This window comes from Buchnera aphidicola (Pemphigus immunis) (genome assembly GCF_964059115.1).
In the GTDB taxonomy this organism is placed as follows: Bacteria; Pseudomonadota; Gammaproteobacteria; order Enterobacterales; family Enterobacteriaceae; genus Buchnera_C; species Buchnera_C aphidicola_C.
Genome location: NZ_OZ060408.1, coordinates 424,406 through 450,922, shown reverse-complemented (window position 1 = coordinate 450,922; position 26,517 = coordinate 424,406). Strand labels below are relative to the sequence as shown.

The window sequence follows — 26,517 nt, the reverse complement described above, 5'->3', positions numbered from 1 at the left end:
TTTATGAAATGAAAAATATACGAGTATCATTTAATATTTTCAGATATAACTAAATTTAATATTTTTCTAGGTATATAAATAATTTTATTAATTTTTTTATTTTTAATGAATTTGAGGATTAATGAATTTTGTTTTACTAGAGTAAATATTTGTTCTTTAGAACAATTTATATTAATTGATATTTTGCAACGTGTTTTACCATTAATTTGAATTGCGATGATATTTGATGTTTCTAATATTGCTTCTTTATCGGGAACAGGCCATAGAATTTCATCTGGTATATTACTATTTTTTTTTAATATTTGCCAAGTAAAAAAACTAAAATGTGGTGTAAATGGATATAACATTTTTATAATAATTGTTAAAGCTTCTTGCATTAATGCAGTATCTTGTTCGTTTTCTTTATTTTTTTTTATGAAATTGTTGACTAATTCCATAATTGCTGCAATAGCTGTATTAAACGTTTGACGTCGATTAATATCATCGGATACTTTTATAATAGTTTTATGTAATTTACAACGTATTTTTTTTTGTTTTTCTGTGAATAATTTTGGATTTAAATTAATATCAGTATTTTCTTGTTTTACATGGTGATAAATTAGTTTCCATAGCTTGTGTAAAAAACGATGGATTCCTTTTATTCCTGATTCTCTCCATTCAAGAGAAGCGTCGACAGGTGCTGCAAACATAATAAATAACCTAACAGTATCAGCTCCATATTTTTTAATTATTAATTCTGGTTCTATGCCATTATTTTTTGATTTTGACATTTTTATCATACCAGCATAAGTTATTTTTTTTCCATTTTTAGTATGTGCTTGTATAATTTTCCCATGTTTATCTCTTTTTACTTGTACTGATTTAGGAGAAACCCAATGACGTTGATTTTTTTCAGTTAAGAAATAAAAAGCATCTGCAAGTACCATTCCTTGACATAATAATTTTTTTATTGGTTCATCGTTATTTACTAATCCGAAATCTCGTAATAATTTATGGTAAAGTCGAATATATATTAAGTGCATAGTAGCATGTTCTATTCCTCCTACATATTGGTCTATAGGTAACCAATAATCAGCAGCTTTAGTGTTAACCATTGCGTTAAAATTTGGATCTGTGTATCTAACGTAATACCAAGATGATTCCATAAATGTATCGAAAGTATCTGTTTCTTGAAAAAACGATTGACCATTTATGTTAATTTGGTTTGATTCTTTTTCTTTTTTTAAAAAGTTTTGAATTTCTTGTACGGTATTTTTTTCAGGTAAAACAATAGGTAATTGATCATCAGGTATAGGTATAATTTCATTTTTTTTATTTGTTGCCATAGGAATTGGAGTACCCCAGTATCTTTGTCTAGATACTGTCCAATCTTTTAATTTATAATTGATTTTTTTTTGTGCAATTCTTTTTTTAATTAAATAATCAGTTATACTTAAGGTATTTTTTTTATTTTTTAAATTATTAGATGATTCAAGGTTCAATAATTCCTTTTTTTTTATTGTATTGTGGTTTATAATTTTAGAAAAAAAGTAATTCGATTCATTAGAAATAGGTTTTATTTTTAATTTATATTGTATGGCAAAAGACAAATCATTTTTATTATGAGAAGGTATGGAAATAGTTTCATTGACTATATTATCAATTAATAAGTAGTTATTTATCCAAATAGGTAATAGGGTCTTTGTTAATGGATGGATAACATATCTTTCTGTATTTTTTCCTAAATTTTGTATAGAATTGATGAGGGATTTTGAATTCATAATTTCATATGATTTTTTTATAAATTTTTTTATTTCTTGATTTTTTTTTGCTAATTTTTGTGTGAATTCATGAAAAGGAGATATAGAGATATATGTAGCTTCCATGATTAAATCTGGTTTAGTAGTGAATACTATCAATTTTTTTTTACTATTGACTATATTAAAGGTAATGTCTAATCCTTCAGAACGACCTATCCAATTTTTTTGCATTATTCTTACTTTTTTAGGCCAGTATTTTAATTTTTCAATGTTATTGAGTAGTTCTTCAGCATATTTTTTTGTTTTTATAAACCATTGTGGTATATTTCGTAAAGTTATTTTGGTATTGCAACGCCAACAACATCCGTTGATAACTTGTTCATTGGCTAATACTGTTTTATCTGCAGGACACCAATTTACAAATGATATTTTTTTATAAACAAGTTTTTTTTTATATAGTTTAGTAAAGAACCATTGTTCCCATCTATAAAAATTAGGTTCACAAGTATTTATTTCTCGACTCCAATCATAACTAAATCCTAATGATTGTAGTTGTTGTTTCATTTTTTTAATATTTTTGTAAGTCCATAATTTTGGGGATATATTATTTTTAATAGCAGTTTCTTCAGCTGGTAATCCAAAAGCATCCCAACCCATAGGATGTAAAACATTTTTACCTAACATTCTTTGGTAACGGGCAATGACATCACTGATAGTATAGTTTCTAACATGACCCATATGTAAATTACCAGAGGGATAAGGAAGCATAGCTAAACAGTAGTATTTTTCTTTTTCCTTATTTTCAGTAACTTTGAAAGTATTATTTTTATTCCAAATATTTTGTACGTATTTTTCTATTTCTTCAGGTTGATATGTTTTTTTCATGGTATTATTTAATACGATTAGAATACAAAATTCTATTTTAAAGCAGAATGTAAAAATAATCATTATTTATTATTACAATATATATATAAATTGTATTTATTTTATAAATAATTAGAATATATTTGATTAATTAATTTTTATATATCTTTACATTTTATAAAATTATTTATTTTATTTTTACTTATATTTTTTATAAAAAATGTACATATTAGATATGAAACTAGAAAAAATTATTTTTAAAATAAGTATTATATAAAATAAATTTATTATAAAATTTTTGACAGATATATACAAAATAATTATATCATTTTATTTTTTTATTTTATTTATTTCTACATTTTTTGGAAAATTAACATGGAGTTGTATAATGCGTCTGCTATTTGCTGTATGTATTTTAAATTTATAGCCTTTAATATCGATAATATCCCCTTTTCTTGGAAGATGTCCACATTCTTGCATAACTAATCCACCGACAGTATCTACGCCTTTATGTCTAAAATGGGTATTGAAAGTTTCATTAAATTCTTTAATATGGGTCAATGCTTTAATACTAAACGTATTTTGATTTAATTGAAGAATATTTATATTTACAGAGTTATCATATTCGTCTTCTATTTTTCCGACAATTAATTCTAAGATGTCTTCTATGGTTACTAGACCAGATACAGCTCCAAATTCATCTATTACTATTGCCATATGATATCTTTTCAAACGAAATTCTTTTAACATATGATTAACATATTTACTTTCAGGTACCACTATAGCTGGACGTAAAATATTCTTAATATAAAATTTTTCTTGTGATTTTTGCATAAAAGATAGTAAATCTTTAGCCATAAGTAAACCTTCGACATGATTAGTATCATTACTCATAACAGGAAATCGTGAATGAGCTGATTTAATAATTATATTTAAACATTTATTAATGTTATAATTGGGTTTTAATGTAATCATTTGTGAACGTGGAATCATAATTTCGCGTACACGTTGTTTAGTTATATCAATAACACCTTCTAACATATCGCGTGTTTCTTGATCTATTAGTTCATTTTCTTCTGAATCTCTTATTAAATTTAATAAATCTTCTTTATTTTTAGGTTCGTCATGGAAAATATGGTGTAATAAAACAGAAAAAAACCCTTTCCGATTTTCTTTATTTTGTGTATTTTCATCATTCATAGTATTTCAATATATATATTTAAAATATGTTTTATTATGTGATTTTAAATACAAGTAATTTTTGTCATTAATATGTTTATCAAAATAAATAAGGATTTTTATATCCTAATTCAAGCATTATATCAGTTTCTAACAATTCCATTTGTTTTTGTTTAATATCATTTTCGTGACTATATCCTAATAAATGTAAAGTTCCATGTATGATTATGTGTGCCCAATGAGATTTTAGTATTTTTTTTTGTATTTTTGCTTCTTCTTGTAAGATAGTATTGCAGATAATTAAATCTCCTAAAAAAATTATATTATTTTTTGCATATTCAGAATATGCAAATGATAATATATTTGTGGGTTTTTTTTTACCTCTATATTTTAAATTTATTTTTTTTATTTCTGTTTTATCCACTATTCTTATGGTAATTTCATATATTTTTTTTTGGCTTTTTAAAATTTTTTTTAACCATATTTCAAAGTCTTTTTTTTTTGGTCTATAAATTTTATTTGAACAGGCTATTTGTATATCCAGTATTATATTTTTCATTATTGTAAAAATATGATTAATATCATAAAATTTCTATGTTGATAAAGTGTGATATATATATTTGAGTAATATTTAAATTATCAGAATATATTTTTAAAATTTTTATATATCTTTTATATTTAGGTGTTATTTAATTATTTTTAAATTTAGATAACATGTCCTTTTAAAGTATTTCTATAATAATCAGTTATTTTTAAATTTATGAATTTTCCTATCATATTAGGTGATCCCGTAAAGTGTACAATTCTGTTGTTTTCTGTTCTTCCGCATAATTGCATAATATTTTTTTTAGAAATACCTTCTACTAATACTGATTGGATACTGTTTAATAATTTTTTATTCCAATATATGGTTTGTTGATTAATTAAATTTTGTAAGGTATATAATCGTTTTTTTTTCGTATCTTTTTTTACGGTATCTTTTAAATTAGCAGCTGGAGTACCTGGTCTTGGTGAGTATAAAAAACTATAACTCATATCAAATTTAATATCGTGAATTAATTTTAAGGTGTCTTGGAAATCTTTTTCAGTTTCTCCTGGAAATCCAATAATAAAATCAGAACTAATTTGAATATTTGGTCTTACGTACAATAGTTTATTAATAATTGTTTTATATTCTGAAACAGTATGAGATCTTTTCATTAATTTTAAAATTTTATCGGATCCACTTTGTACTGGTAAATGTAGAAAGCTTACTAGTTTAGGAGTATCGCGGTAAACATCAATTATATCATCTGTAAATTCAATAGGATTACTAGTAGTAAAACGGATTCGATCAATTCCATCTATTTCTGAAATTATGCGTAATAATTCTGCAAATGTACATATTTTCCCATTAAAAGTGCTTCCTTTATAAGCATTCACATTTTGTCCTAATAGATTTACTTCTCTTACTCCTTTTTTAGCTAAAACAGATATTTCAAATATAATATCGTCACAAGGTCTGCTGACTTCTTTACCTCGTGTATAAGGTACAATACAAAAAGAGCAATATTTATTACATCCTTCCATAATAGTGACAAAAGAAGATATATTGGGAGTACATGGTTCTGGGAGATAATCGAATTTTTCTATTTCAGGAAATGTGATATCTATGGTGTTTTTTTTTAATATACGGGAGGTATTTATCATTTTTGGTAAACGGTGTAGAGTTTGAGTACCAAATATAATGTCAACGTATTTTGCGCGTTTTTTTATTTCTTGTCCTTCTTGTGTAGCAACACATCCTCCAACAGCAATAATTGTATTAGGTTTGTTTTTTTTTAGGTTTTTCCATCTTCCTAATTGATGAAATACTTTTTCTTGTGCTTTTTCTCTTATAGAGCAAGTATTTAAAATTAAAATATCTGCTTTTTCTGGTATTTCTGTAACTTCATAATTTTCTTCTTTTTTTAGTATGCCTAAAATCATTGATGAATCATATTCATTCATTTGGCAACCCCAAGTTTTTATATATACTTTTTTTTTCATTTTTTTTAATTTTTTATAATTTTATTAATGGATATATTTTAAATACACTGTTATATAGAAAATATAGCATTTTTACTATTTATTATATTAATTTTTATCGTTAATAAAGTATATTTTTAATTTTTTTAAAAAAAAATTATTATAGTAAATCATACATACTTTATTTTTATGATATAAAATATGTTTTATTTTTTATAAATTACTATCTGTTTTTTTAATGCAGATATTTTTGCGTTTTTAAGGATAAAAAATTTAATATTTTATTGAAATTATAGATTATGGTTTTTAAATAATTAAAGTGGTTTTTTAGGACTCTCAATATTTTGTTAGGTTATCATTATTTAAAAATAATTATATAGGTGAATAACTACACCTGTCTACAAAAAATATTCTTCTTTAATTTATATTTTAAAGAAGAATATTTATTTTTATTTTATAAATAATAATATTAGATAGAAATTTCAGATGATATCGCAATATTTTTGGTAAATTTACTTATTTAAATTTTTTATTTTAGTTAATATTTATATGAGTTTTAGTTTTTTTATTTAAAAACATTTAATATTATGATTTTTATCATCCTATTCATTTTAAGTTAATATTTATTTTTATTAATATTTTTAATATTTTTTTATTTTTTTTAATTTAAATATTATTGTGTAATTTATTTTATGATATATATCATATATATTTAATATAACTTTTAATAATTATAGCTATACCAATTATGATCATTGGACATGATAAGATTTGACCCATAGTGATAATGCCAAATAATAAACCAATTTGTGGATCAGGTTGTCGAAAAAATTCAGCAATAATACGTAAAATACCATAACTAATAAGAAATATTGCAGAAATAGTTCCTTCTTTCGTTTTTATTTTTGAAAACCAATGTAAGATAATAAAAAGTATTACTCCTTCTAAAAAAAATTCGTATATTTGAGAAGGGTGTCTGGGAAGTAACCCAAATTTTTGTATTAAAATTTGTAGTTCTTTATTTGAATCACTAAGCATTAAATCTATTGCTTTGGATCCTGGAAATAACATTGATAAAGGCATGTTAGTAGAAATTCTACCCCATAATTCTCCATTAATAAAATTACCAATACGTCCAGCTCCTAATCCAAAAGGTACTAAGGGAGCAATAAAATCTGTAATTTGTAAAAAAGGTTTTTTTGTTTTTTTTGAAAAAAAAATATAGCTATTATAACTCCTATGAATCCTCCATGAAAAGACATTCCTCCTTCCCATATTTTAAATATATTATTTATGTTATTTAAGTAATATGATGGATTATAAAAAATAATGTATCCTAATTTCCCGCCTATTAAGAGAGCAAAAAAACAATTATAAATAAGATTTTCTATTTCTTCTTGGGTCCATTTATTGTTTTTTTTTATTTTTTTTTTACCTATATATAAAGCAAAAAATAAACCTAAAAGATACATAATTCCATACCAATGCAAAGAAATTTTTCCTATGGAAAAAACTATAGGATTTAAATTTGGAAATGGTATATAAATATGATTCATTTTGGACCTCTTTATTATTGATGTTTAATGATTTTTATTTAACAAATTATATTACACAACATTGAGTTTCTAATTTAAGCATATCTGATATAGTTTGACGTTTTCTAATTGTATAAAATTTTTTATTTTTAAATAATATTTCAGCAATTAATGGTCGACTATTATAATTTGAAGACATAGAAGCACCATAAGCTCCTGTATTATGAAAAATTAGATAATCTCCTATTTTTAAGATAGGCAATTTTCTAGTTTTAATATTTCCTTCTTCTGTTTGTGTAAAAATATCTCCTGATTCGCATAATGGACCTCCTACTATAGTATCGATTTTTTTTTCTGTTTTTATTAAAGTTCCAGTGTTAGAAAATGCAGATATACGATGATAACTACCATACATAGTGGGTCGTATCAAATCATTGAATCCAGCATCTATAAGAACAAAATTATTTCTGCCCATTGTTTTTATAGCTCTAACTTCTGTTAATAATATACCAGATTCGGCCACTAAAAAACGACCAGGTTCAATTTCTAATTCTATAGGATGTTTTAAATATTGGACGATTTTTTCACGTGCTTCATCCCAAATTTGAAAATAATTTTTTGTATTGATTTTCGTATCATTGGAGTGATATGGAATAGGTAATCCTCCACCTGCTGATATAGATAAAATATTTTGTTTTAATTTTAGGACTTCATTTACCATTGCATCACAAACTTTTTTTAAATGATCGTAATTAGAACCTGATCCTATATGCATGTGAAGACCAATTAATTTTAATTTATATTTTTTTATGATTTCTAAAGCGGAATGAGTGTTCCATATTCCGTGTTTACTATTTTCGCCGCCTGTATTAGTTTTTTTATTATGACCATGTCCAAATTTAGGATTGATTCTTAACCAAACATGGTGACCAGGAGAAATTTTACCAATTTGTTCTAACATATCTATTGATCCGGCATTAATAGTAATTTTTAAATCTACTATTTTTAATAATGTTTCTCTGTCAAATAAGTCTGCTGTAAAAACTATTTCATTATTTTTTGGTGTAAATCCTGCAGCGAGAGCTCTTTCTATTTCTCCTATGGAAACAGCATCTATTTTTACGTTAGATTTACGCATTATCTTTAAAATATGAATATTTGAACATGCTTTTTGTGCATATCTGATAGTGTCAAATTTTCTTAGTTCTTTTATTTTTTTTAGTATTATTCTTTCATCATAAATCCATATTGGGGTATGATTTTTTTTTATTAATGATATAATATTTTTTATATTTATAGATTTTTTATTTTTTTCAAAAAATATTGTCATATACATCCTTTTTTAATTTATTTTTATATTTTTTTATGCAATTAATTTTTATTTTTATGTTTAATAAAATATATTAGTAAAATCTATAGAGGACGAAGTGTAGGGAATAAGATAACATCTTTAATACTGTGTTGATTTGTAAAAATCATAATTAAACGATCTAATCCAATACCTAATCCTGCTGTTGGAGGTAAACCGTATTCAAGAGCCGTAATATAATTTTTGTCATATAAAATATGTTGTTCATTTTCGGATAATTTATTTAAAATTTGTTCATTAAATCTATTTTTTTGATCTTCTGCATCATTTAATTCAGAAAAACCATTTCCTATTTCATTTCCTCCGATAAATAATTCAAAACGATCGGCAATAGTATTATCAATACTATTTCTTTTTGCAAGAGGTGATATTTCTATTGGATAATCTGTAATAAATGTAGGTTCTATTAATTTTTTTTCTACTGTTTTTTCGAAAATTTGTGCAATATAATGTCCCAATTTCCAATTTTTATTAATTTTAATTTTTAGTTTTAATGTAATATTTTTTAGTATTGCTATGTTTTTTAGATCTAAAGGTGTTATATTTTTGTTAAATAAAAGAATAGCTTGTTTCATAGTTAATCTTTTAAATTTTTTAGAAAAATCAAATGTATATTTCCCATAGTATATTTTTGTACTATTATTTATTTTTTTAGATATATGTTTAAAAAGATTTTCTGTAAATTGCATCATATCTTTATAATCGGCGTAAGTAACATATGATTCCATCATAGTAAATTCAGGATTATGTTTTGTAGACAGTCCTTCGTTTCTAAAGTTTCGGTTAATTTCAAATATTTTATTAAAACCTCCAATAATTAATTGTTTTAAATATAATTCAGGTGCTATTCTTAGGTATAAATTTATTTTTAAAGCATTATGGTGTGTAATAAAAGGACGAGCTGTAGCTCCTCCAGGAATGCTGTGCATCATGGGTGTTTCTACTTCTAAAAAATTGTTATCTAACATAAAATTACGGATTATATTTAAAATATTAGAACGTTTTTTAAATATTTTTAGTGATTCTTCATTACTAATTAAATCTAAGTAGCGTTTTCTATATTTAATTTCTGGATCAGATAATCCATGGAATTTATTTGGAAGCGGACGTAATGTTTTAGTAAGTAATTTTAATGTATGTGAATAAATAGTGAGTTCTCCAGTTTTAGTTTTAAAAATATGACCGGTGACACCTATAATATCTCCTAAATTCCATTTTTTAAATTGGTCTGAGTAAAAATCAATAGGACATATATTTTTTGTAACGTAAATTTGTATTTTTCCATCAGAATCTTGTAGTGTAAAAAAAGAACTTTTTCCCATAATTCTTTTTTGTGTCATCCTGCCTGCAATACTAATTTCAATTTTTTTTGTTTTTAGATATTCATTTGTTTTTAAAAAATAAAGTTGATGAATTTGAATAATAGTTGTGTTAGGTTTAAAATTATTTGGAAAATTAAATCCTTCTTGACAAATTTCCATTAATTTTTTTTTTCTTATTTTTTCTTCTTGATTTAATGGTTTTTGAATTTTATTTTTTTGCACAGTTTTTTTTAACATATATTTTCCTAAAATCCTAATTTTAAATTAGTTATGATAAATTGATCTAATTTTCCGTTAAGTACAGATTGAACATCTCGAGTTTCTATACCAGTTCTTATATCTTTTATTCTAGAATCATCTAATATATAAGAACGTATTTGTTGTCCCCAACTGATATCTGATTTATTACCATTTAATTCTTTTTTTTCTATTTTCTTTTTTTGAATTTCTAATTGGTATAATTTTGCTTGCATTTGTTTTATAGCTTGTTCTTTATTTTTATGTTGTGAACGATCATTTTGACATTGAGTGATAATGCCGGTAGGTAAATGAGTTATTCTTACAGCAGATTCTGTTCTATTAACATGTTGACCGCCTGCTCCTGATGCTCGATAAACATCGATGCGTAGATCTAGAGTGTTTATATTAACGCAAATAGTATGGTCTAGATCAGGATATATAAAAGCAGAACAAAATGATGTATGTCTTCGATTATTTGCATTAAAAGGACTTTTCCGAACTAAACGATGAATTCCGTTTTCTGTACGTAACCATCCAAAAGCATACTCTCCGCTAACTTTTACAGTAGCTGATTTGATACCTGCTATGTCTCCTTCTGATTCTTCAATAATATTTGTTTTAAAACCTTTTTCATTACTCCATTTTAAATACATACGAAGTAATATTTTTGCCCAATCTTGGGCTTCTGTACCTCCAGATCCAGCTTGTAAATCAATATAACAATTTAAATGATCATGCTTTTTAGAAAACATACGATAAAATTCTAATACATTGATCTTTTTTTCTGTTATTTGTAATTTTTTTTTAATATCATATAAAACATTTTTGTTTGATTTCGTTATAGTAAGATGTAAAAAATGAATAATTTCTTTAATATTTTTTTTTATTTCTTTAATGGAATTAATGGTTTTTTTTAATCGAAAAGATTCTTGATTGATTTTTTTTATTCGTTGAGAATTGTTCCATATATCGGGATTTGTTAACTCACAATCTAGTTCTGTTACGCGTTCTTTTATTGTATTATATTTTAAAATTTTTTCTAATATTTTTGTTCTTTTATCAAGATCTTTTATTTTGTTTCTTATGAAATTAATTTCTAACATATTGTTATTGTCCTTTTTTATTTATTTTAAATAAAGTTTAGTTATATTTATAAAAATTATTACTTGTAATAAAAAATATTTTTATTATAAATCAATTCATTTCATTTCTAATTAATAAATATTTTTTAATAATTATTTTTTTAAATAAAAATAATTTTGTTTGTAATATGTATAAAATATTATAAAAAATAATATATATTATTTTTTATAAATATTCTAATAATGTAATAATAGGTTACTCAAAATTATTGAAGGTAATATCATAATGACAAAAATAAAATTTGAAAAATTAGTCTATCCTTCTAAAAGATTGTCATTTAATGTAATTGAATTAGAAGATTGGTCATTAATTGGAATATTTGGAGATGATAGTAAAGTATATTTACAAAGTCAGCTTACTATTAATATGAATTTATTAAAATTAAATAAACACATTATTTGCGCTCATTGTAATGTTAATGGTAAAGTATGGAGTGTTTTGCGTTTATTTCATTTTAATAATGGTTATGCATATATTATAAAAAATGATGTTGCTGAAATACAAATTAGTGAATTAAAAAAATATTCTATTTTTTCTAAAATCGTAATTAGTCGAGAAAATAATTTTTCATTATTTGGTATAGTCGGTTTTAAATCTCGAGAAATATTGACAGAATTGTTTATTAATCTTCCAGATAAAAATAATACGTTAATAATAGAAAAAAATATAACTATATTATATATTGATATGCCAGAAGAACGTTTTTTATTAATTATTCCTAAAGACCATAAAATAATTCATTTTTTAAAACGAAAAAATGATTTTTTAACCACAAGTAAACAATGGTTATCTTTAGATATTGAAGCTAACTTTCCTATTATTAGTAAAAAAATGATGAATAAATTTATTCCTTTGTCTATGAATTTAGACAAGTTGAATGGAATAGATTTTAAAAAAGGTTGCTATTGTGGTCAAGAGGTGATTGCTAAAATAAAATTTCGATCAATGAATAAATATTCTTTATATTGGTTAATTAGCGAATCTAATTTAAATATTCCCGAGATAGGTTCTTTGATTGAATTAAGCAAAAATGAATCTTGTTATGCAATAGGTAATGTATTAGAATCTATTGTTATGTATGACGGTTCTGTTTGGATACAAGCTATTTTACGTAACAACTTAGATATAAACAGTATATTGCGGGTATACGATGATAAAAATAGTTTGTTATATATAAATAATTAAATTTTTTTAAAAAATAAAATAGTTTTTATATTTTAAATGATTTAATTATTTATGATTTTTGATTTAAAATTCTTTAATGAATCAAATATATAGACTATATTTTTATACTAGAATAGAATATTATTTTGATTAAACATATTCATTATCGATGATATGAGTAAAAATTTGTAAATGTATTTTAAAATTATGAATAAAGGTATACTTTTTATAGTTTCTGCTCCTAGTGGTACAGGAAAATCGAGTTTGATTAAAGAAATTTTAAAAAAAGTTTCTTTTTATAAAATAAAAGTTTCAGTATCATATACCACTCGTATGATAAGACCAGGTGAAGAAAATGGGAAACATTATTTTTTTGTATCAAAGAAAGAATTTAAAAATATGATAGAAACAAAACAATTTTTAGAATATGCTAAAGTTTTTAATCATTATTATGGGACAGCACAAAAAAAAATTAATAATATTTTAATAAGAGGAATTGATGTTTTTTTAAATATTGATTGGCAAGGAGCTCAACAAATTCGTCAAAAGATACCAGAATCTAGGAGTATTTTTATATTTCCTCCATCTAATAACGAATTATTTCGTAGAATTAAAGCTCGTGGACAAGATAGTAATCTTGTTATATTAAAGCGAATGAAAGAAGCAGTAGAAGAAATGAGTCATTATTCAGAGTATGATTACTTAATTATTAATGATAATTTTAAAATAGCAGTGTCAGATTTAAAATCAATTATTTATGCAGAACATCTTTCTATCAAACAACAAAAATATAGAAATATAAATTTGATTCAAAAGTTATTAAATCATAATTAATTTATATTATATTTAATTTTATAATGAAATAATTTGTTATCGAACCTTGATTAGAATAAGCAATCTTATTAACTAAAAATAAAATAATAAAGTTATTTATTCTAATGAGGTTTGTTAAGATTCAATATGAATAGATTATTTATTAAAATTTTTATTTTAAAAGAGTTTAATGTCTATTAGATCTTGATACTCTTTTTCTTTCATTTTCTGTTAAATATTTTTTTCTTAATCTAATTGATTTTGGTGTAATTTCTACTAATTCATCATCGTTTATAAAACTTAAAGCGTTTTCTAGTGTAATTTTTATAGGTGGAATTAATACTATTGCTTCATCTGTACCAGATGCACGCATGTTGGTAAGTTTTTTTCCTGTTAAACAATTAACAGTAAGATCATTGGATCGATTATGAATACCTATAATTTGTCCTTCGTATACTTGAGCACCGTGACTTAAAAACAATTTACCTCTTTCTTGTAAGTTAAAAAGAGCAAATCCAACAGCCATACCTGTGTTATTAGAAATTAAAACACCGTTTCTTCTATGACCTGTATTATTAAATTGCATTTTCCCATAGTGACTAAAAGATGAATAAAATAATCCAGTTCCAGAAGTCATATTTATAAATTCTGTTCGAAATCCTATCAAAGATCTGCTTGTTAATATATAGTCTAATCGAACTCTACCTTTATTATCTGATATCATGTTTTTCATTTCTCCTTTTTTATTACCTATTATTGTCATTATTGCTCCTTGATGTTTTTCTTCTATATCTAATGTTACGTTTTCAAAAGGTTCTTGTATTTCACCGTGTATTTCACGAAAAATAACTTTTGGTCGAGAAACAGATAATTCAAAACCTTCTCTTCTCATATTTTCAATTAATATAGATAAATGTAATTCACCTCTACCAGATACACAAAATATATTTGCATCGGCAGTTTCTTCAATTAATAAAGCTACATTGTGTATTGCTTCTTTTTTTAATCTTTTAAAAATTTGTCTAGAAGTTAAAAACTTTCCTTCTTTTCCAGCAAAAGGAGAAGTGTTGACACAAAAAAACATTTTTACTGTAGGTTTATCTATGTTTAATATAGGAAGTGGTTGTAGATTTTTAGGATCACAAATAGTATCTGAGATATTTAATTGATTGATTCCAGTTAAAGCTACAATATCTCCGGCATGAGCGATAGGTACTTCTATGCGTTTTAATCCAAAATAATGTAAAACTTTTCCAATTTTAGCAAATTTTGTTGTTCCATCATTACCGATAATAGTCACTTGTTGGTTAGGAGAAATAGAACCTTGTTGAATTCTTCCTATTCCAATCACACCTAAATAATTATTATAATCTAGTTGAGATATTTGCATTTGCAGCGTGCCGGTTGGATTTACATATGGTGGTGAAACATATTTCACTATAGCTTGATATAAAGGACTCATATCTTTTTCCATTTTAGTATAATTTGTTCCAGCAATACCAAGTAATGCAGAAGTGTATATAATAGGAAAATCTAATTGTTCATCAGTTGCATTTAGGTTAACAAATAGATCAAATACTTGATCTACTACCCAATTAGGTCTAGAATTTTTTCTATCGATTTTATTGATTACCACAATAGGTTTTATACCGTAATTAAAAGCTTTTTTTGTTACGAATCTAGTTTGAGGCATAGGTCCATCAAGAGCATCGACGACTAATAATACAGAATCTACCATGGTCATAACTCGTTCTACTTCTCCTCCAAAATCAGCATGACCAGGTGTATCTACGATATTAATACGGTAATTATTCCATTGAATTGCTGTGTTTTTAGATAGAATGGTAATTCCTCTTTCTTTTTCTAGATCGTTGGAGTCCATAATTCTATCAGTTTTTTCTTCATGATCTTGGAAGGTACCTGATTGTTGTAGTAATTTATCTACTAATGTTGTTTTGCCGTGGTCAACATGAGCTATTATGGCTATGTTTCGTAAATTTTTGTTCATTTTACTACCTTAAAATATTAGGGATAATAAGATTAATTATTATTAAAATGTAAATTTTATTAAATGTAAATTATAAAATAAATTTAATATTTTTAGTTTATTTTAAATAATTTTCATAATGTATTATAATAAAATATGAAAATGAATTATACTAATTTTTACATATATATTTTTTACATATATAAATATAAAATTTATTTATGTATAAATAAATTTATATTTTACTCTTATTTATATATTTTTCATTAATTTATTATAAACGGAAAAAAAATGTTTAAAAATAATTATGAGAATACTTATTTCTTGACCAGTACTGCAATCGTAAAGAAACAAAGAAATTCTGATATATCTGAGGTTGCATTTGTTGGTTATTCTAATTCTGGGAAATCAAGTGCTATTAATGTTTTAACAAACAAAAGAAAATTAGCCAGAATTAGTAAAACTCCAGGAAGAACACGGTTAATTAATTTTTTTGCTGTTACTAAAAAAAAATATCTGGTAGATATGCCAGGATACGGTTATGCGAAGATAGCTAACTTATTAAAATTAGAATGGGAAAAAACTATAATTAAATATTTTGCAATGAGGACATCTTTAAAGGGATTAGTGTTATTTATGGATATTAGGAATCCTATAAAACCACTGGATAAAAATATAATTCACTCTGCTTTAAGATTTAAAATTCCAATGTTAATTTTATTGACAAAATCAGATAAAGTAATATTAGAAAAGCGAAGAGAACAATTAAAAATTGTTTCTGAAAAATTATCTAAGTTTCCATTAATATCTTGTGATATAAATTTATTTTCTGCTGTAAAAAAGATTGGTGTTTGTGAACTCCGTAAAAAATTAGATTATTGGTATCATAAATAATAATTAAACTTTTTAAATATGAATATATTTAACATTTTAATTAATTTATATTTTTATGTTTATTTATTATTTTATAATATATTTTTGATTAATATTAGTTACGTGATAGAGATATTCGTATTTATTGGATATGTTTAATGTTTTCGTTCCAGTTATTTCCTATTTTAATATTTATACATATAGGTACATCTAATTTTGTATTATATTCCATTATATGACGTATATCTTTACAAATATTCTTTATTTTTTCTTTTTTTATTTCAAAGACTAATTCATCATGTACTTGCATTATCATTTTTGCGTCTAAATGATATTTTTTTTTAAAACAATTATATATTTTTATCATGGCTAATTTTATTATGTCTGATACGGTACCTTGAATAGGAGCGTTGATGGCGGTCCTTTCTGCTGATTTACGGATTAAAAAATTTTTTGAATTAATATTAGGAATAAATATTTTTCTTCCATAAAATGTTAATACGTATCCTTTTTCCAATGCAAATTGATAAGTATTTTGCAAGTATTTACGGACGTCTTTATAACGTTGAAAATACGTTTTTATGTATTCTTTAGCTTGTAATATATTTATTTTTAATCTGTTAGATAGACTAAAAGGGCTTATACCGTAAATTAAACTAAAATTAATGATTTTTGCAAGTTGTCTTTGTTCATTTGTGATGTTAGCTATAGGAACATTAAATATTTCAGATGCTGTTATTTTATGTAAGTCATAGTTATTAAGAAATATTTTAATTAATTTTTTATCTTGTGATAAGTGTGCTAAAATTCTTAATTCAATTTGAGAATAATCGGCAGAAACTATGAAAAAATTTTGTTTAGCTATAAATGCTTTACGAATATTGTAACCTTCTTTGGTTTTAGATGGAATATTTTGTAAATTAGGATTTTTTGACGATAAACGACCTGTTAAAGTATTTGTTTGATAATAACATGTATGTATTTTACCTGTTTTTTTGTTTATTTTTTTAGGTAATTGATCAAGATAAGTTGATTTTAATTTGTATAAACTGCGGTAATTTTTTATTATATTAAGAAGAATATCTTTTTTTTGTATATTGGATTTAATATTATTTTTATTTTCTTTTATTTGTAGTAACATTTTTCTTGATTGTGTACTAGATAAGATATTAAAAGATAATCCTGTTAATTGATAAGCATCTTGTTGTAAATTTGATAGTTTAATATTAATTTCTTTTGATTGTTTTTTTAATTTTTTAATATTTATCAATACACCATTTCTTTCAATATTAGCTATTATTTCTATTAATGGTATTTCTATATTTTCTAATATTTTTTTTATTTTTTTTTCTTTTTCTAAATATACTAATATTTCTTCATATAATTTTAAATTTATGTGGGATTTTAGATCTATATATTTTTTTATATCAATATTGTTTTTATTAATTTCATTTTTTTCTATCCATGTTTTTTCTAAATCTTCTAATATTTCTTTATTTTTATATATATTTTTTAGCATGTGTGATGCGATCATGGTATCGAATTTGTTACCGGATAGTGTAATATTGTATTTTTTAAAAAAATGATAATTTTTTTTTATATTGTAACCTATTTTTAGTATGTTTTTGTTTTCAAATAAAATTTTTAATTGTACTAAAATATCGTATTGATCATGTATTTTTAATGAAAAAAAGTCATTATTAATTATAGGTATATAAAATATTTGATTAATGGTAATTGAAAAAGAGAATCCAGTAATGTAAGCGTGATTTATATTGAATAATTTTGTTTGAATTATAAAAGAAAAAAAATTAAATTTTTCTATTTTTTTTAACATTTTTTCAAATTTTTCTTTTTTTAAAATTAAAATATATTCTATATTTGGTATAACATGAGGACATAATTTTATTTTTTTGTTGTTAACCATGAATCATTTTCTACCTGTTTTTTCCATTTTTTAAAATTGTAGTGATTAAAAAAATGTAATAATTTTTGTTTTTTTAATTTTGATGTTTTTAAATTCTCTAAATCAACATCAAGTGGTATATCTAATTTAATTGTCGATAATTTTTTAGAAAGAAAAGCAATTTCTTTATTTTTTTTTATTTTTATAGATATATTTTTAGCTCCATGTATTGGTAATATTTTTATATTTTCTATTTCTTCATATATTTTTTCAAGACATCCAAAATGTTTGATTAGCATTAATGCTGTTTTTTCTCCTATTCCTGGTATACCAGGAATGTTATCGACAACATCTCCCATTAATGCTAATAGATCAATCATAAGTTTTGGTGTTATTCCATATTTTTTTTTAATTTCTTTAGGTCCAATTATAACGTCATATGTAGTATTAATAATATTGATTTTTTCAGTTACTAATTGCAACATATCTTTATCATTGCTGCTAATTAAAATAGTTAATCCAATTTTTTCAGCACGATACGATAATGTTCCTATGATATCATCTGCTTCTACTGAAGGAACAAGGATTAAAGGTATTCCAATTAATTTTATTATCTTATATAAAAATGGAATTTGTTTTTTTAAATCTTCAGGCATAGCAGGTCTATTTTTTTTATATTTTTTAAAAATAGCATGACGAAAGGTTTTATTAGGTGAGTCAAATACTACAATTATTTGATTATCTTGATATTTCAGTATTATTTTACGTAACATATTTATTACTCCATATATTGCTCCGGAAGGTTCTCCGTATTTATTTATCCAATATGGAAAAGTATAATAAGCACGATATAAATAAGATGTTCCATCTACAATTAGTATTTTTTTTTATTTTTAGAATTCATGATTTTTTTAATTTATTAAAAATTTTAATGTGTATTAAATGATGAATAAGTTATTTTTTATATATAAATAATATTTATTATAACATAATGAATATTATTTATCAAAACATATACTAATAAAATATATTATTTTAATAATAAGACAATTTATTTTATTTAATAAAAAAATTAATTTTTATGATAATAGTGATTATTAAAAATTTATATTTATTATTTATAAAAATTGGTTAGATTTAAATAAATTTGATTTATTAATAAAAAAATAGAGATTATGTATGAATAAAGAAAATAAAAAAAATGATCATACACCAATGATAAAACAGTATCTTAAATTAAAATCTAATTATCCAGATATGTTATTGTTTTATAGGATGGGTGATTTTTATGAATTATTTTATGAAGATGCTAAAAAAATATCTAATTTATTAAATATTACTTTAACGAAAAAGGGTTATTCAGCAGGAAAAGAAGTACCTATGTCTGGAATACCTTGTAATTCAGTAGATATTTATTTATTAAAATTAATGAAATTAAGAGAATCAGTTGCAATTTGTGAACAAATGGAGGAACCTAATTCAGGAAAAAAATTATTATTACGTAAAGTAGTTAGAATTGTTACTCCTGGAACAGTGACAGATGATTTTTTTTTGCAAGATCATCAAGATAATTTATTAGCGTCTGTTTTTTTTAAAAGGAATATTATTGGTTATGCTATTTTAAATATTTGTTCAGGTGAATTTGTTATTTCAGAATTTACATGTACAGAAGATTTATTATCTGAGTTACAACGAACTAATCCAAAAGAATTATTATATCCTGAAGGTTTTTTTTATTATGATTTAATAAAACATAATTATGGACTACGTAAACGTTCTTTATGGGAATTTAAACTAGATACTGCTTATCGTCAATTAAATTTACAATTTGGAACAAATAGTTTAAATGGTTTTGGTGTGGAAGGAGCAGATGTTGCTTTATGTGCTGCTGGTTGTTTATTTCAATATGTAAAAAATACACAGAATTCTTTATTACCTCATATAAAATCTATAAAAATGCATAATATAGAAGATAATATCATCTTAAATTCAACTACTCGTAAAAATTTAGAAATAATTAAAAATATTTCGGGAGGATATAAAAATACTTTATGTTGTATTTTAGATCGCACATCTACATCTATGGGAAGTAGAATGTTAAAGCGTTGGTTAAGTTCTCCTGTACGCGATATTAAAATTGTTAATGATAGACAAAATAGCATACAAGGTTTCCAAAAAGTTTTTCCTGTATTACAAAATGTTTTGTATCGTATAAGTGATTTAGAACGTATTTCTTCTCGTATTGCTTTGCGTACAGCGTCTCCTAAAGATTTAATTTCTATCAAGGAAACTTTTTTAAAATTACCTATAATAAAAAAAATACTAATAGATATTAAAGTAGAACATATTCAAAATTTATGTAATTCAATTGGAAATTTTTTAAATTTATCTAGTTTGTTAGAAAGAGCTATATCTAAATCTCCTGCTAAATCAATTCGAGAAGGTGGAGTAATAGCGGATGGTTATAATGTTGAATTGGATAAATTGAGATTAATTAATAATGATGCACAACAGTATCTTAAAAATTTTGAAATAAAAACGAGACGTATTTTAAAAATAGAATCATTAAAAATTAGACATAATAAAATTATCGGTTATTACATTCAAATTAGTAAGAGATATAGTCATTTAGTACCTAATTCTTATAAAAAATGTCAAACGTTAAAAAGTTGTGAACGGTATATTATAAAGGAGTTAAAAGATTATGAAAAAAATATTATTTTTGCTGCAAGTAAAAGTATAGAATTAGAAAAAAAATTATATGAAGAAATTTTTGATGTTTTATTTTCTCACTTGGATGAATTACAAATTAGCAGTCAAGCATTAGCAGAAATAGATGTATTGACTAATTTAGCAGAACGTTCTATTACTATGAATTATACACGTCCAAAAGTAGAAAAAAAATCAGTAATTTCTTTAACTGATAGTCGTCATCCTGTTATCGAATCAGTAATAAAGACTCCTTTCGTGCCTAATTCGGTATTTTTATCTGAATATAATAGAATGATGATTATAACAGGTAGTAATATGGGTGGGAAAAGTACTTATATGAGACAAATAGCATTAATTGTTATTATGACGTGGATAGGCAGTTATGTTCCTGCTAAAAAAGCAGTTATAGGTATGTTTGATAAAATTTTTATAAGAGTTGGATCAGCTGACAATTTATCCATGGGTCAATCCACTTTTATGATGGAAATGACTGAAATAGCAAGTATTTTACATAATGCTAGTTGTAATAGTTTAGTTTTAATTGATGAAATTGGTAGAGGAACTTCTACTTATGATGGTTTGTCTTTAGCATTAGCATGTGCTGAATATTTCATTACATCTATTAAATCTATTACTTTATTTTCTACTCATTATTTTGAATTAACTGATTTAGAAAAAAAATTTAAGGAAATTAAAAATGTTCATTGTGGTGTTATCGAATATGAAGGTGGTGTTTCTTTTACACATGTTATTAAAGATGGAGCAACAAGAAATAGTTATGGATTAGCAGTGGCTTCTTTGGCTGGTTTACCAAAAGTTGTTACCGATTTAGCAAGTATAAAATTAAAAGAATTATTAGATTTATCCAATAATTATGATGATAATCATTTTATAAATAAAATAAAAAAAAAATTTTTTAAAGATTCATCAAAAAATTCTATTTTACATTTTATAGATGTGGTAGATCCTGATACAATTTCTCCACGTCAGGCTTTAGCAATCATATATTATTTAAAAAGTATTGTATAGCGTGAAATAATTATTATAAATTTATTACATATATGTAATAAATATTTTTATAAAAATATTTATATAGTATTTAAAAAATATTTAATTTATTTAAGATTATATATTTTTAATATAATATTATATATGAATTTTGAATTGTATCTTTAAAATTGTGGTGGTAGTATTTTTATACTAATTAATTATTATTTTATATAAATAAAAGAATAATTAATTATATTTTTAATATATTAATTTATTTTGTATTGTTGATAACAATTTATTTTTTATAATATTTGTAAATAAATTATGTTTATGGTTTATTTTTGGTTTTAATTATATAAAAATAATAATATATAGGTAATAATACAATGGAAGATATTGAAAAAGATTATTTATTGCCTTTAAATGAAAAAAAAATAGCTATTTTAGAAACAGTAAGTAGTAATTTTTCTACTACAGAGCAAATCTGGTTATCTGGTTATTTCTGGGGTTTATCAAAAAGAAAAAAAAATAAATCATCAATTGAAGATATTGTTTCAAATGAGTTTATAGTTACCATATTATCTGCTTCGCAAACAGGGAATGCACGTGAGTTATCTAAGTTATTGTATGAAAAATGTAATTTAATGAATATTCAAGCTAATTTAGTTAATGCTTTTGATTATCAATTTAAAAAAATTAATAAAGAAAAAATATTTATTATTATTACTTCAACTCAAGGAGAAGGTGAACCTCCAGAGGAAGCCTTAGATTTTTATAATTTTTTAATGTCAAAAAAAGCCCCTAAATTAAATAATTTTTATTATAGTGTGTTTGGACTTGGTGACAGGTCTTATAATTTGTTTTGTCAATCTGGAAAAGATTTTGATAAAAGGTTATATGAATTAGGTGGTATTCAGTTATTAAATCGAGTTGATGCTGATATTGAATATATTGAAATAGCTAAAAAGTGGTGTGATGATTTACTTAAAAAAATAAATTTATTATTTCAAAGTGTAAATAACACAATTGATAGGAACATTTTAGGGAAAAAAGAATCTGTATCTTCTGTTATGAATTATACAAAAGAAAAACCTTTTTTTGCTAAATTATCTATTAATAAAAAAATTACAGGGCGTTATTCTATAAGAGATATTCGTCACATTGAGATAGATATTACTAATTCTGGAATTGTTTATAAACCTGGAGATGTATTGGGTATTTGGTATGAAAATGATCCATGTTTGATAAAAGAATTTTTGGAATTATTAAATATTAAAGAAGATACTGTAATAAAATTTAATGAAGAAGATAAATTAATTTTTAATTTATTAAAATATCATTTTGAACTTACTGTTAATAATATTCATATTGTGTCGTCTTATGCTAAATTATCTAATAGTAAAATGTTAAAAAATATGGTTTTAGATAAAGAACAATTAAAATTATATGCCGATAAAGTATCTATTATTAATATGATTAGAGAATATCCTATTAAAGAAAATAGTTTGCGTATTTTAAAAATTTTGAGACCAATGACTCCCCGTTTATATTCAATATCTTCATCTTTATCAGAGGTTGAAAATGAGATACATATTACTGTAAGGGTATTAAAATCTTTTCATAAAGGGAAAATATATTTAGGAGGAGCTTCTGGATATTTAGCTCATCGTGTACAAGAAGAAGATACATTGAAGATTTTTATTGTTGAAAATAATCATTTTCGTTTACCTGCAGATAATAATATTCCTATTATTATGATTTGTGCAGGAACTGGAATTGCTCCTTTTCGTGCTTTTATGCAAGAAAGAGATTTCCAAAATGCAAAAGGTAAAAATTGGTTATTTTTTGGTAATCCATCTTTTACTGAAGATTTTTTATATCAAATAGAATGGCAAAGATATTTCAAAAAAGGATTATTAACAAATATAGATTTAGCTTGGTCCAGAGATCAAAAAAATAAGATTTACGTACAAGATAAAATTAGAGAAAAAGGCGATAAAATATGGAGTTGGATCAAAGAAGGAGCTTATATTTATATATGTGGTGATGCTTCTAATATGGCTAAAGGTGTCGAATCTACTTTTCTTGATATATTTATTCAATATGACAATATGAATTTAGTTCAAGCTAAAAAATTTTTAAATCATCTTCGTATAGAAAAACGCTACCAGAGGGATCTTTATTGATGAAAGAAAACAAAAATAAAAAATTTTATATTAAAGGAAAATTAACTGATTTTGAACGTATAAAAAAACAAAGTAATTATTTAAGAGGTACCATTAATGAAGATCTGAAAGATGGTATTACTAATGGATTTAATGGGGATAATTTTTCTTTAATTCGTTTTCATGGAATGTATCAACAAGATGATAGAGATATTCGTTTAGAACGTAGTGAACAAAAATTAGAACCTCGTTATGCTATGATGTTGCGTTGTAGATTACCAGGTGGAGTAATCACGGCCAAACAATGGTTAAAAATTGACAAATTTGCAACCAAAAAAACTTTATATGGAACAATTCGTTTAACTAATCGTCAAACATTTCAATTTCATGGAATTCTTAAAAAGAATTTAAAATCTGTACATAAAATGTTACATAGTATTGGATTAGATTCAATTGGAACAGCCAATGATGTAAACAGAAATGTCATTTGCACTTCTAATCCTGTTGAATCAAAATTACATTATGAAGTGTATGAATGGGCGAAAAAGATATCTGAACATTTATTACCAAAAACCAAAGCTTATGCAGAAATTTGGTTAGATAAAAAAAAGTTATCTACTACTGATAAGGAGCCTATTCTTAGTTCTAGTTATTTACCAAGAAAATTTAAAACTTGTATAGTCATTCCTCCGTATAATGATGTTGATTTGCATGCTAATGATATGAGTTTTATAGCTATTTCGGAAAAAAAAAGATTAATAGGATTTAATGTATTAATAGGAGGTGGTTTATCTATTGAACATGGAAATAAAACTACATGGCCATCTTGTGCTACTGAATTAGGTTTTATTCCTGTTGATAAAATTTTATCTGTATCTGAAGCAATAGTTACTACGCAACGTGATTGGGGTGATCGGACTAATAGGAAAAATGCTAAAACAAGATATACTTTATATCGTGTAGGATATGAGGTTTTTAAAAAAGAAGTAGAAAAAAGAGCGAATGTGACTTTTAAAAAAAATTATCCTTATTATTTTACTGAAAGAGGTGATCGTTTTGGTTGGATAGAAGGTATAGATCAAAAATGGCATTTAACTGTTTTTATTCCAAATGGAAGAATTATTGATAATGAAGATCAGAATATTAAATTAGCTTTATCTAAAGTAGCTGAGATACATAAAGGTGATTTTCGTTTGACTGCTAACCAAAATATAATTATATCTGGAGTTAAAGAACAAGATAAAAAAGAAATTGAAAATATTTTTTTTATGAATGGGATGTTAAGTTCAATAACTGAATTAAATAAAAATGCTATGGCTTGTGTATCTTTTCCTACTTGTCCTTTAGCTATGGCAGAAGCGGAACGTAAATTACCTTTTTTTATTATGCAAATAGAAAAAATTTTATTGAAATATAATATGCAACAGGAAAAACTAATATTTAGAGTTACAGGATGTCCAAATGGTTGTGGCAGATCTTTATTAGCTGAAATTGGATTGATAGGAAAATCTCCAGGAAGATATAATTTATATATAGGTGGAAACTATATTGGTACTCGTATTGCTAAAATATATGCTGAAAATTGTACAGAAAAAGAAATATTAGATCATTTAAAATTTTTGATAAAAATTTGGTCAAAAAAAAGATATCATGGTGAACATTTTGGTGATTTTGTTGTTCGATTTGGTATCGTAAAAGCTGTAATTGATGCAAAAAATGATTTTTGGATAAAATAAAAGAGGTTATTGTGTCTGTTTTAAATTTACTTGAAATTAATGAATTAAAAAAAGAAGAACAATATCATTTTTTTTCTCATGTTAATGTATTTTTACAAGATCTTTCTGCAGAAAAACGTATTATTTGGGCAATAGAAAATTTATCGTCAGAATTTGTTTTATCATCTAGTTTTGGGATCCAATCAGTGGTATGTCTACATCTTATAATACAACAAAAACCTGATATTCCTGTTATTCTAATTGATACAGGTTATTTATTTCCTGAAACTTATATTTTTATTGATCAATTGAAAGATAAATTTAAATTAAATTTACATGTTTTTCGTTCGAAAATAACGCCAGCTTGGCAAGAAGCAAGATATGGAAAATTATGGGAGAAAGGTCTTAAAGGAATAGAATTCTATAATAAAATTAACAAGATAGAACCGATGAATGCTGCTTTGCAAAAATTATCGGCAAAAACATGGTTTTCTGGATTGCGGCGCAGCCAATCTAAAAGCAGATATAATTTATCTTTTATTAGTATACAAAAAAGAATATTTAAGTTTTTGCCTATTTTAGATTGGGATAATAATAAAATTTTTGATTATATTAAAAAAAATAATTTAGAATATCATCCTTTATTTCATCAAGGTTATTTATCGGTAGGAGATGTGCATACAACTAGTAAGTATAAGTATGGAATGAGAGAGGAAGATACACGTTTTTTTGGTTTGAAACGCGAATGTGGTTTACATATAGAATAATTTTTTGAATATAATTTTTATTTATTT

Annotated in this window: 17 protein-coding genes and 1 pseudogene; 7 read left to right on the top strand and 11 right to left on the bottom strand. The window is 23.9% G+C overall.

The genetic code is table 11. The features are described 5' to 3' along the window. Positions 1-26 precede the first annotated feature (26 nt). The 8 genes and pseudogenes from leuS to prfB all read right to left on the bottom strand — a co-directional run bounded on the left by leuS (position 27) and on the right by prfB (position 11,358). Positions 27-2,624: a leucine--tRNA ligase gene (gene leuS / locus AB4W77_RS01910; RefSeq protein WP_367681326.1), complete on the bottom strand. Its 2,598-nt coding sequence runs from the start codon at positions 2,622-2,624 to the stop codon at positions 27-29. 309 nt (positions 2,625-2,933) lie between these two features. Then, positions 2,934-3,803: a CNNM family magnesium/cobalt transport protein CorC gene (gene corC, locus AB4W77_RS01905; RefSeq protein WP_367681325.1), complete on the bottom strand. Its 870-nt coding sequence runs from the start codon at positions 3,801-3,803 to the stop codon at positions 2,934-2,936. A 79-nt stretch (positions 3,804-3,882) separates the two neighbouring features. Next, positions 3,883-4,341 (bottom strand): rRNA maturation RNase YbeY, encoded by a 459-nt coding sequence (gene ybeY, locus AB4W77_RS01900; protein WP_367681324.1) that lies wholly within the window; start codon positions 4,339-4,341, stop codon positions 3,883-3,885. Between the two features lie 146 nt (positions 4,342-4,487). After that, positions 4,488-5,810 (bottom strand): tRNA (N6-isopentenyl adenosine(37)-C2)-methylthiotransferase MiaB, encoded by a 1,323-nt coding sequence (miaB, locus tag AB4W77_RS01895; RefSeq protein ID WP_367681323.1) that lies wholly within the window; start codon positions 5,808-5,810, stop codon positions 4,488-4,490. Positions 5,811-6,491: 681 nt separating this feature from the next. Beyond that, a pseudogene (gene lgt / locus AB4W77_RS01890) lies at positions 6,492-7,345 on the bottom strand (prolipoprotein diacylglyceryl transferase). A 46-nt stretch (positions 7,346-7,391) separates the two neighbouring features. Next, complete coding sequence (gene lysA, locus AB4W77_RS01885; RefSeq protein WP_367681322.1) at positions 7,392-8,654, bottom strand: diaminopimelate decarboxylase; 1,263 nt, start codon at positions 8,652-8,654, stop codon at positions 7,392-7,394. Between the two features lie 83 nt (positions 8,655-8,737). Beyond that, positions 8,738-10,252, bottom strand: a complete 1,515-nt coding sequence (gene lysS, locus AB4W77_RS01880; protein WP_367681321.1) for a lysine--tRNA ligase — start codon at positions 10,250-10,252, stop codon at positions 8,738-8,740. 8 nt (positions 10,253-10,260) lie between these two features. Further along, the gene (prfB, locus tag AB4W77_RS01875) at positions 10,261-11,358 is read right to left on the bottom strand and encodes a peptide chain release factor 2 (RefSeq protein ID WP_367681320.1); all 1,098 of its coding nucleotides are present in this window, start codon (positions 11,356-11,358) and stop codon (positions 10,261-10,263) included. A 265-nt stretch (positions 11,359-11,623) separates the two neighbouring features. Between prfB and ygfZ the strand changes: the two genes are divergently transcribed. Together ygfZ and gmk are read left to right on the top strand one after the other, a co-directional pair. Beyond that, positions 11,624-12,583, top strand: coding sequence for a tRNA-modifying protein YgfZ (gene ygfZ, locus AB4W77_RS01870; RefSeq protein WP_367681319.1), 960 nt, complete (start codon positions 11,624-11,626; stop codon positions 12,581-12,583). A 186-nt stretch (positions 12,584-12,769) separates the two neighbouring features. Continuing rightward, entirely contained in the window at positions 12,770-13,396 is a 627-nt protein-coding gene (gene gmk, locus AB4W77_RS01865; protein WP_367681318.1) for a guanylate kinase, read from the top strand. 166 nt (positions 13,397-13,562) lie between these two features. Here gmk and typA read toward each other — a convergent pair whose 3' ends face one another. After that, positions 13,563-15,383, bottom strand: coding sequence for a translational GTPase TypA (gene typA, locus AB4W77_RS01860; protein ID WP_367681317.1), 1,821 nt, complete (start codon positions 15,381-15,383; stop codon positions 13,563-13,565). A gap of 270 nt (positions 15,384-15,653) precedes the next feature. On the opposite strand from typA, the gene yihA reads away from it, so the two are divergent. Then, positions 15,654-16,256: a ribosome biogenesis GTP-binding protein YihA/YsxC gene (yihA, locus tag AB4W77_RS01855; RefSeq protein ID WP_367681316.1), complete on the top strand. Its 603-nt coding sequence runs from the start codon at positions 15,654-15,656 to the stop codon at positions 16,254-16,256. A 121-nt stretch (positions 16,257-16,377) separates the two neighbouring features. Here the strand turns inward: yihA and AB4W77_RS01850 are convergent, their stop codons facing one another. Together AB4W77_RS01850 and AB4W77_RS01845 are read right to left on the bottom strand one after the other, a co-directional pair. Beyond that, positions 16,378-18,162 (bottom strand): DNA polymerase, encoded by a 1,785-nt coding sequence (locus AB4W77_RS01850; RefSeq protein ID WP_367681315.1) that lies wholly within the window; start codon positions 18,160-18,162, stop codon positions 16,378-16,380. After that, positions 18,141-19,016 (bottom strand): 5'-3' exonuclease H3TH domain-containing protein, encoded by an 876-nt coding sequence (locus AB4W77_RS01845; RefSeq protein ID WP_367681685.1) that lies wholly within the window; start codon positions 19,014-19,016, stop codon positions 18,141-18,143. The genes AB4W77_RS01850 and AB4W77_RS01845 overlap by 22 nt, the downstream gene beginning before the upstream one ends. A 304-nt stretch (positions 19,017-19,320) precedes the next feature. Here AB4W77_RS01845 and mutS point away from each other — a divergent pair, with 304 nt between their 5' ends. The 4 genes from mutS to AB4W77_RS01825 all read left to right on the top strand — a co-directional run bounded on the left by mutS (position 19,321) and on the right by AB4W77_RS01825 (position 26,490). Continuing rightward, positions 19,321-21,882: a DNA mismatch repair protein MutS gene (gene mutS, locus AB4W77_RS01840; protein WP_367681314.1), complete on the top strand. Its 2,562-nt coding sequence runs from the start codon at positions 19,321-19,323 to the stop codon at positions 21,880-21,882. A gap of 347 nt (positions 21,883-22,229) precedes the next feature. Further along, complete coding sequence (locus tag AB4W77_RS01835) at positions 22,230-24,029, top strand: assimilatory sulfite reductase (NADPH) flavoprotein subunit (protein ID WP_367681313.1); 1,800 nt, start codon at positions 22,230-22,232, stop codon at positions 24,027-24,029. Beyond that, positions 24,029-25,744 (top strand): assimilatory sulfite reductase (NADPH) hemoprotein subunit, encoded by a 1,716-nt coding sequence (gene cysI / locus AB4W77_RS01830; protein ID WP_367681312.1) that lies wholly within the window; start codon positions 24,029-24,031, stop codon positions 25,742-25,744. The genes AB4W77_RS01835 and cysI overlap by 1 nt, the downstream gene beginning before the upstream one ends. A gap of 11 nt (positions 25,745-25,755) precedes the next feature. Continuing rightward, a complete protein-coding gene (locus tag AB4W77_RS01825) occupies positions 25,756-26,490 on the top strand; it encodes a phosphoadenylyl-sulfate reductase (RefSeq protein ID WP_367681311.1) in 735 nt (244 codons plus the stop codon). Positions 26,491-26,517 lie beyond the last annotated feature (27 nt).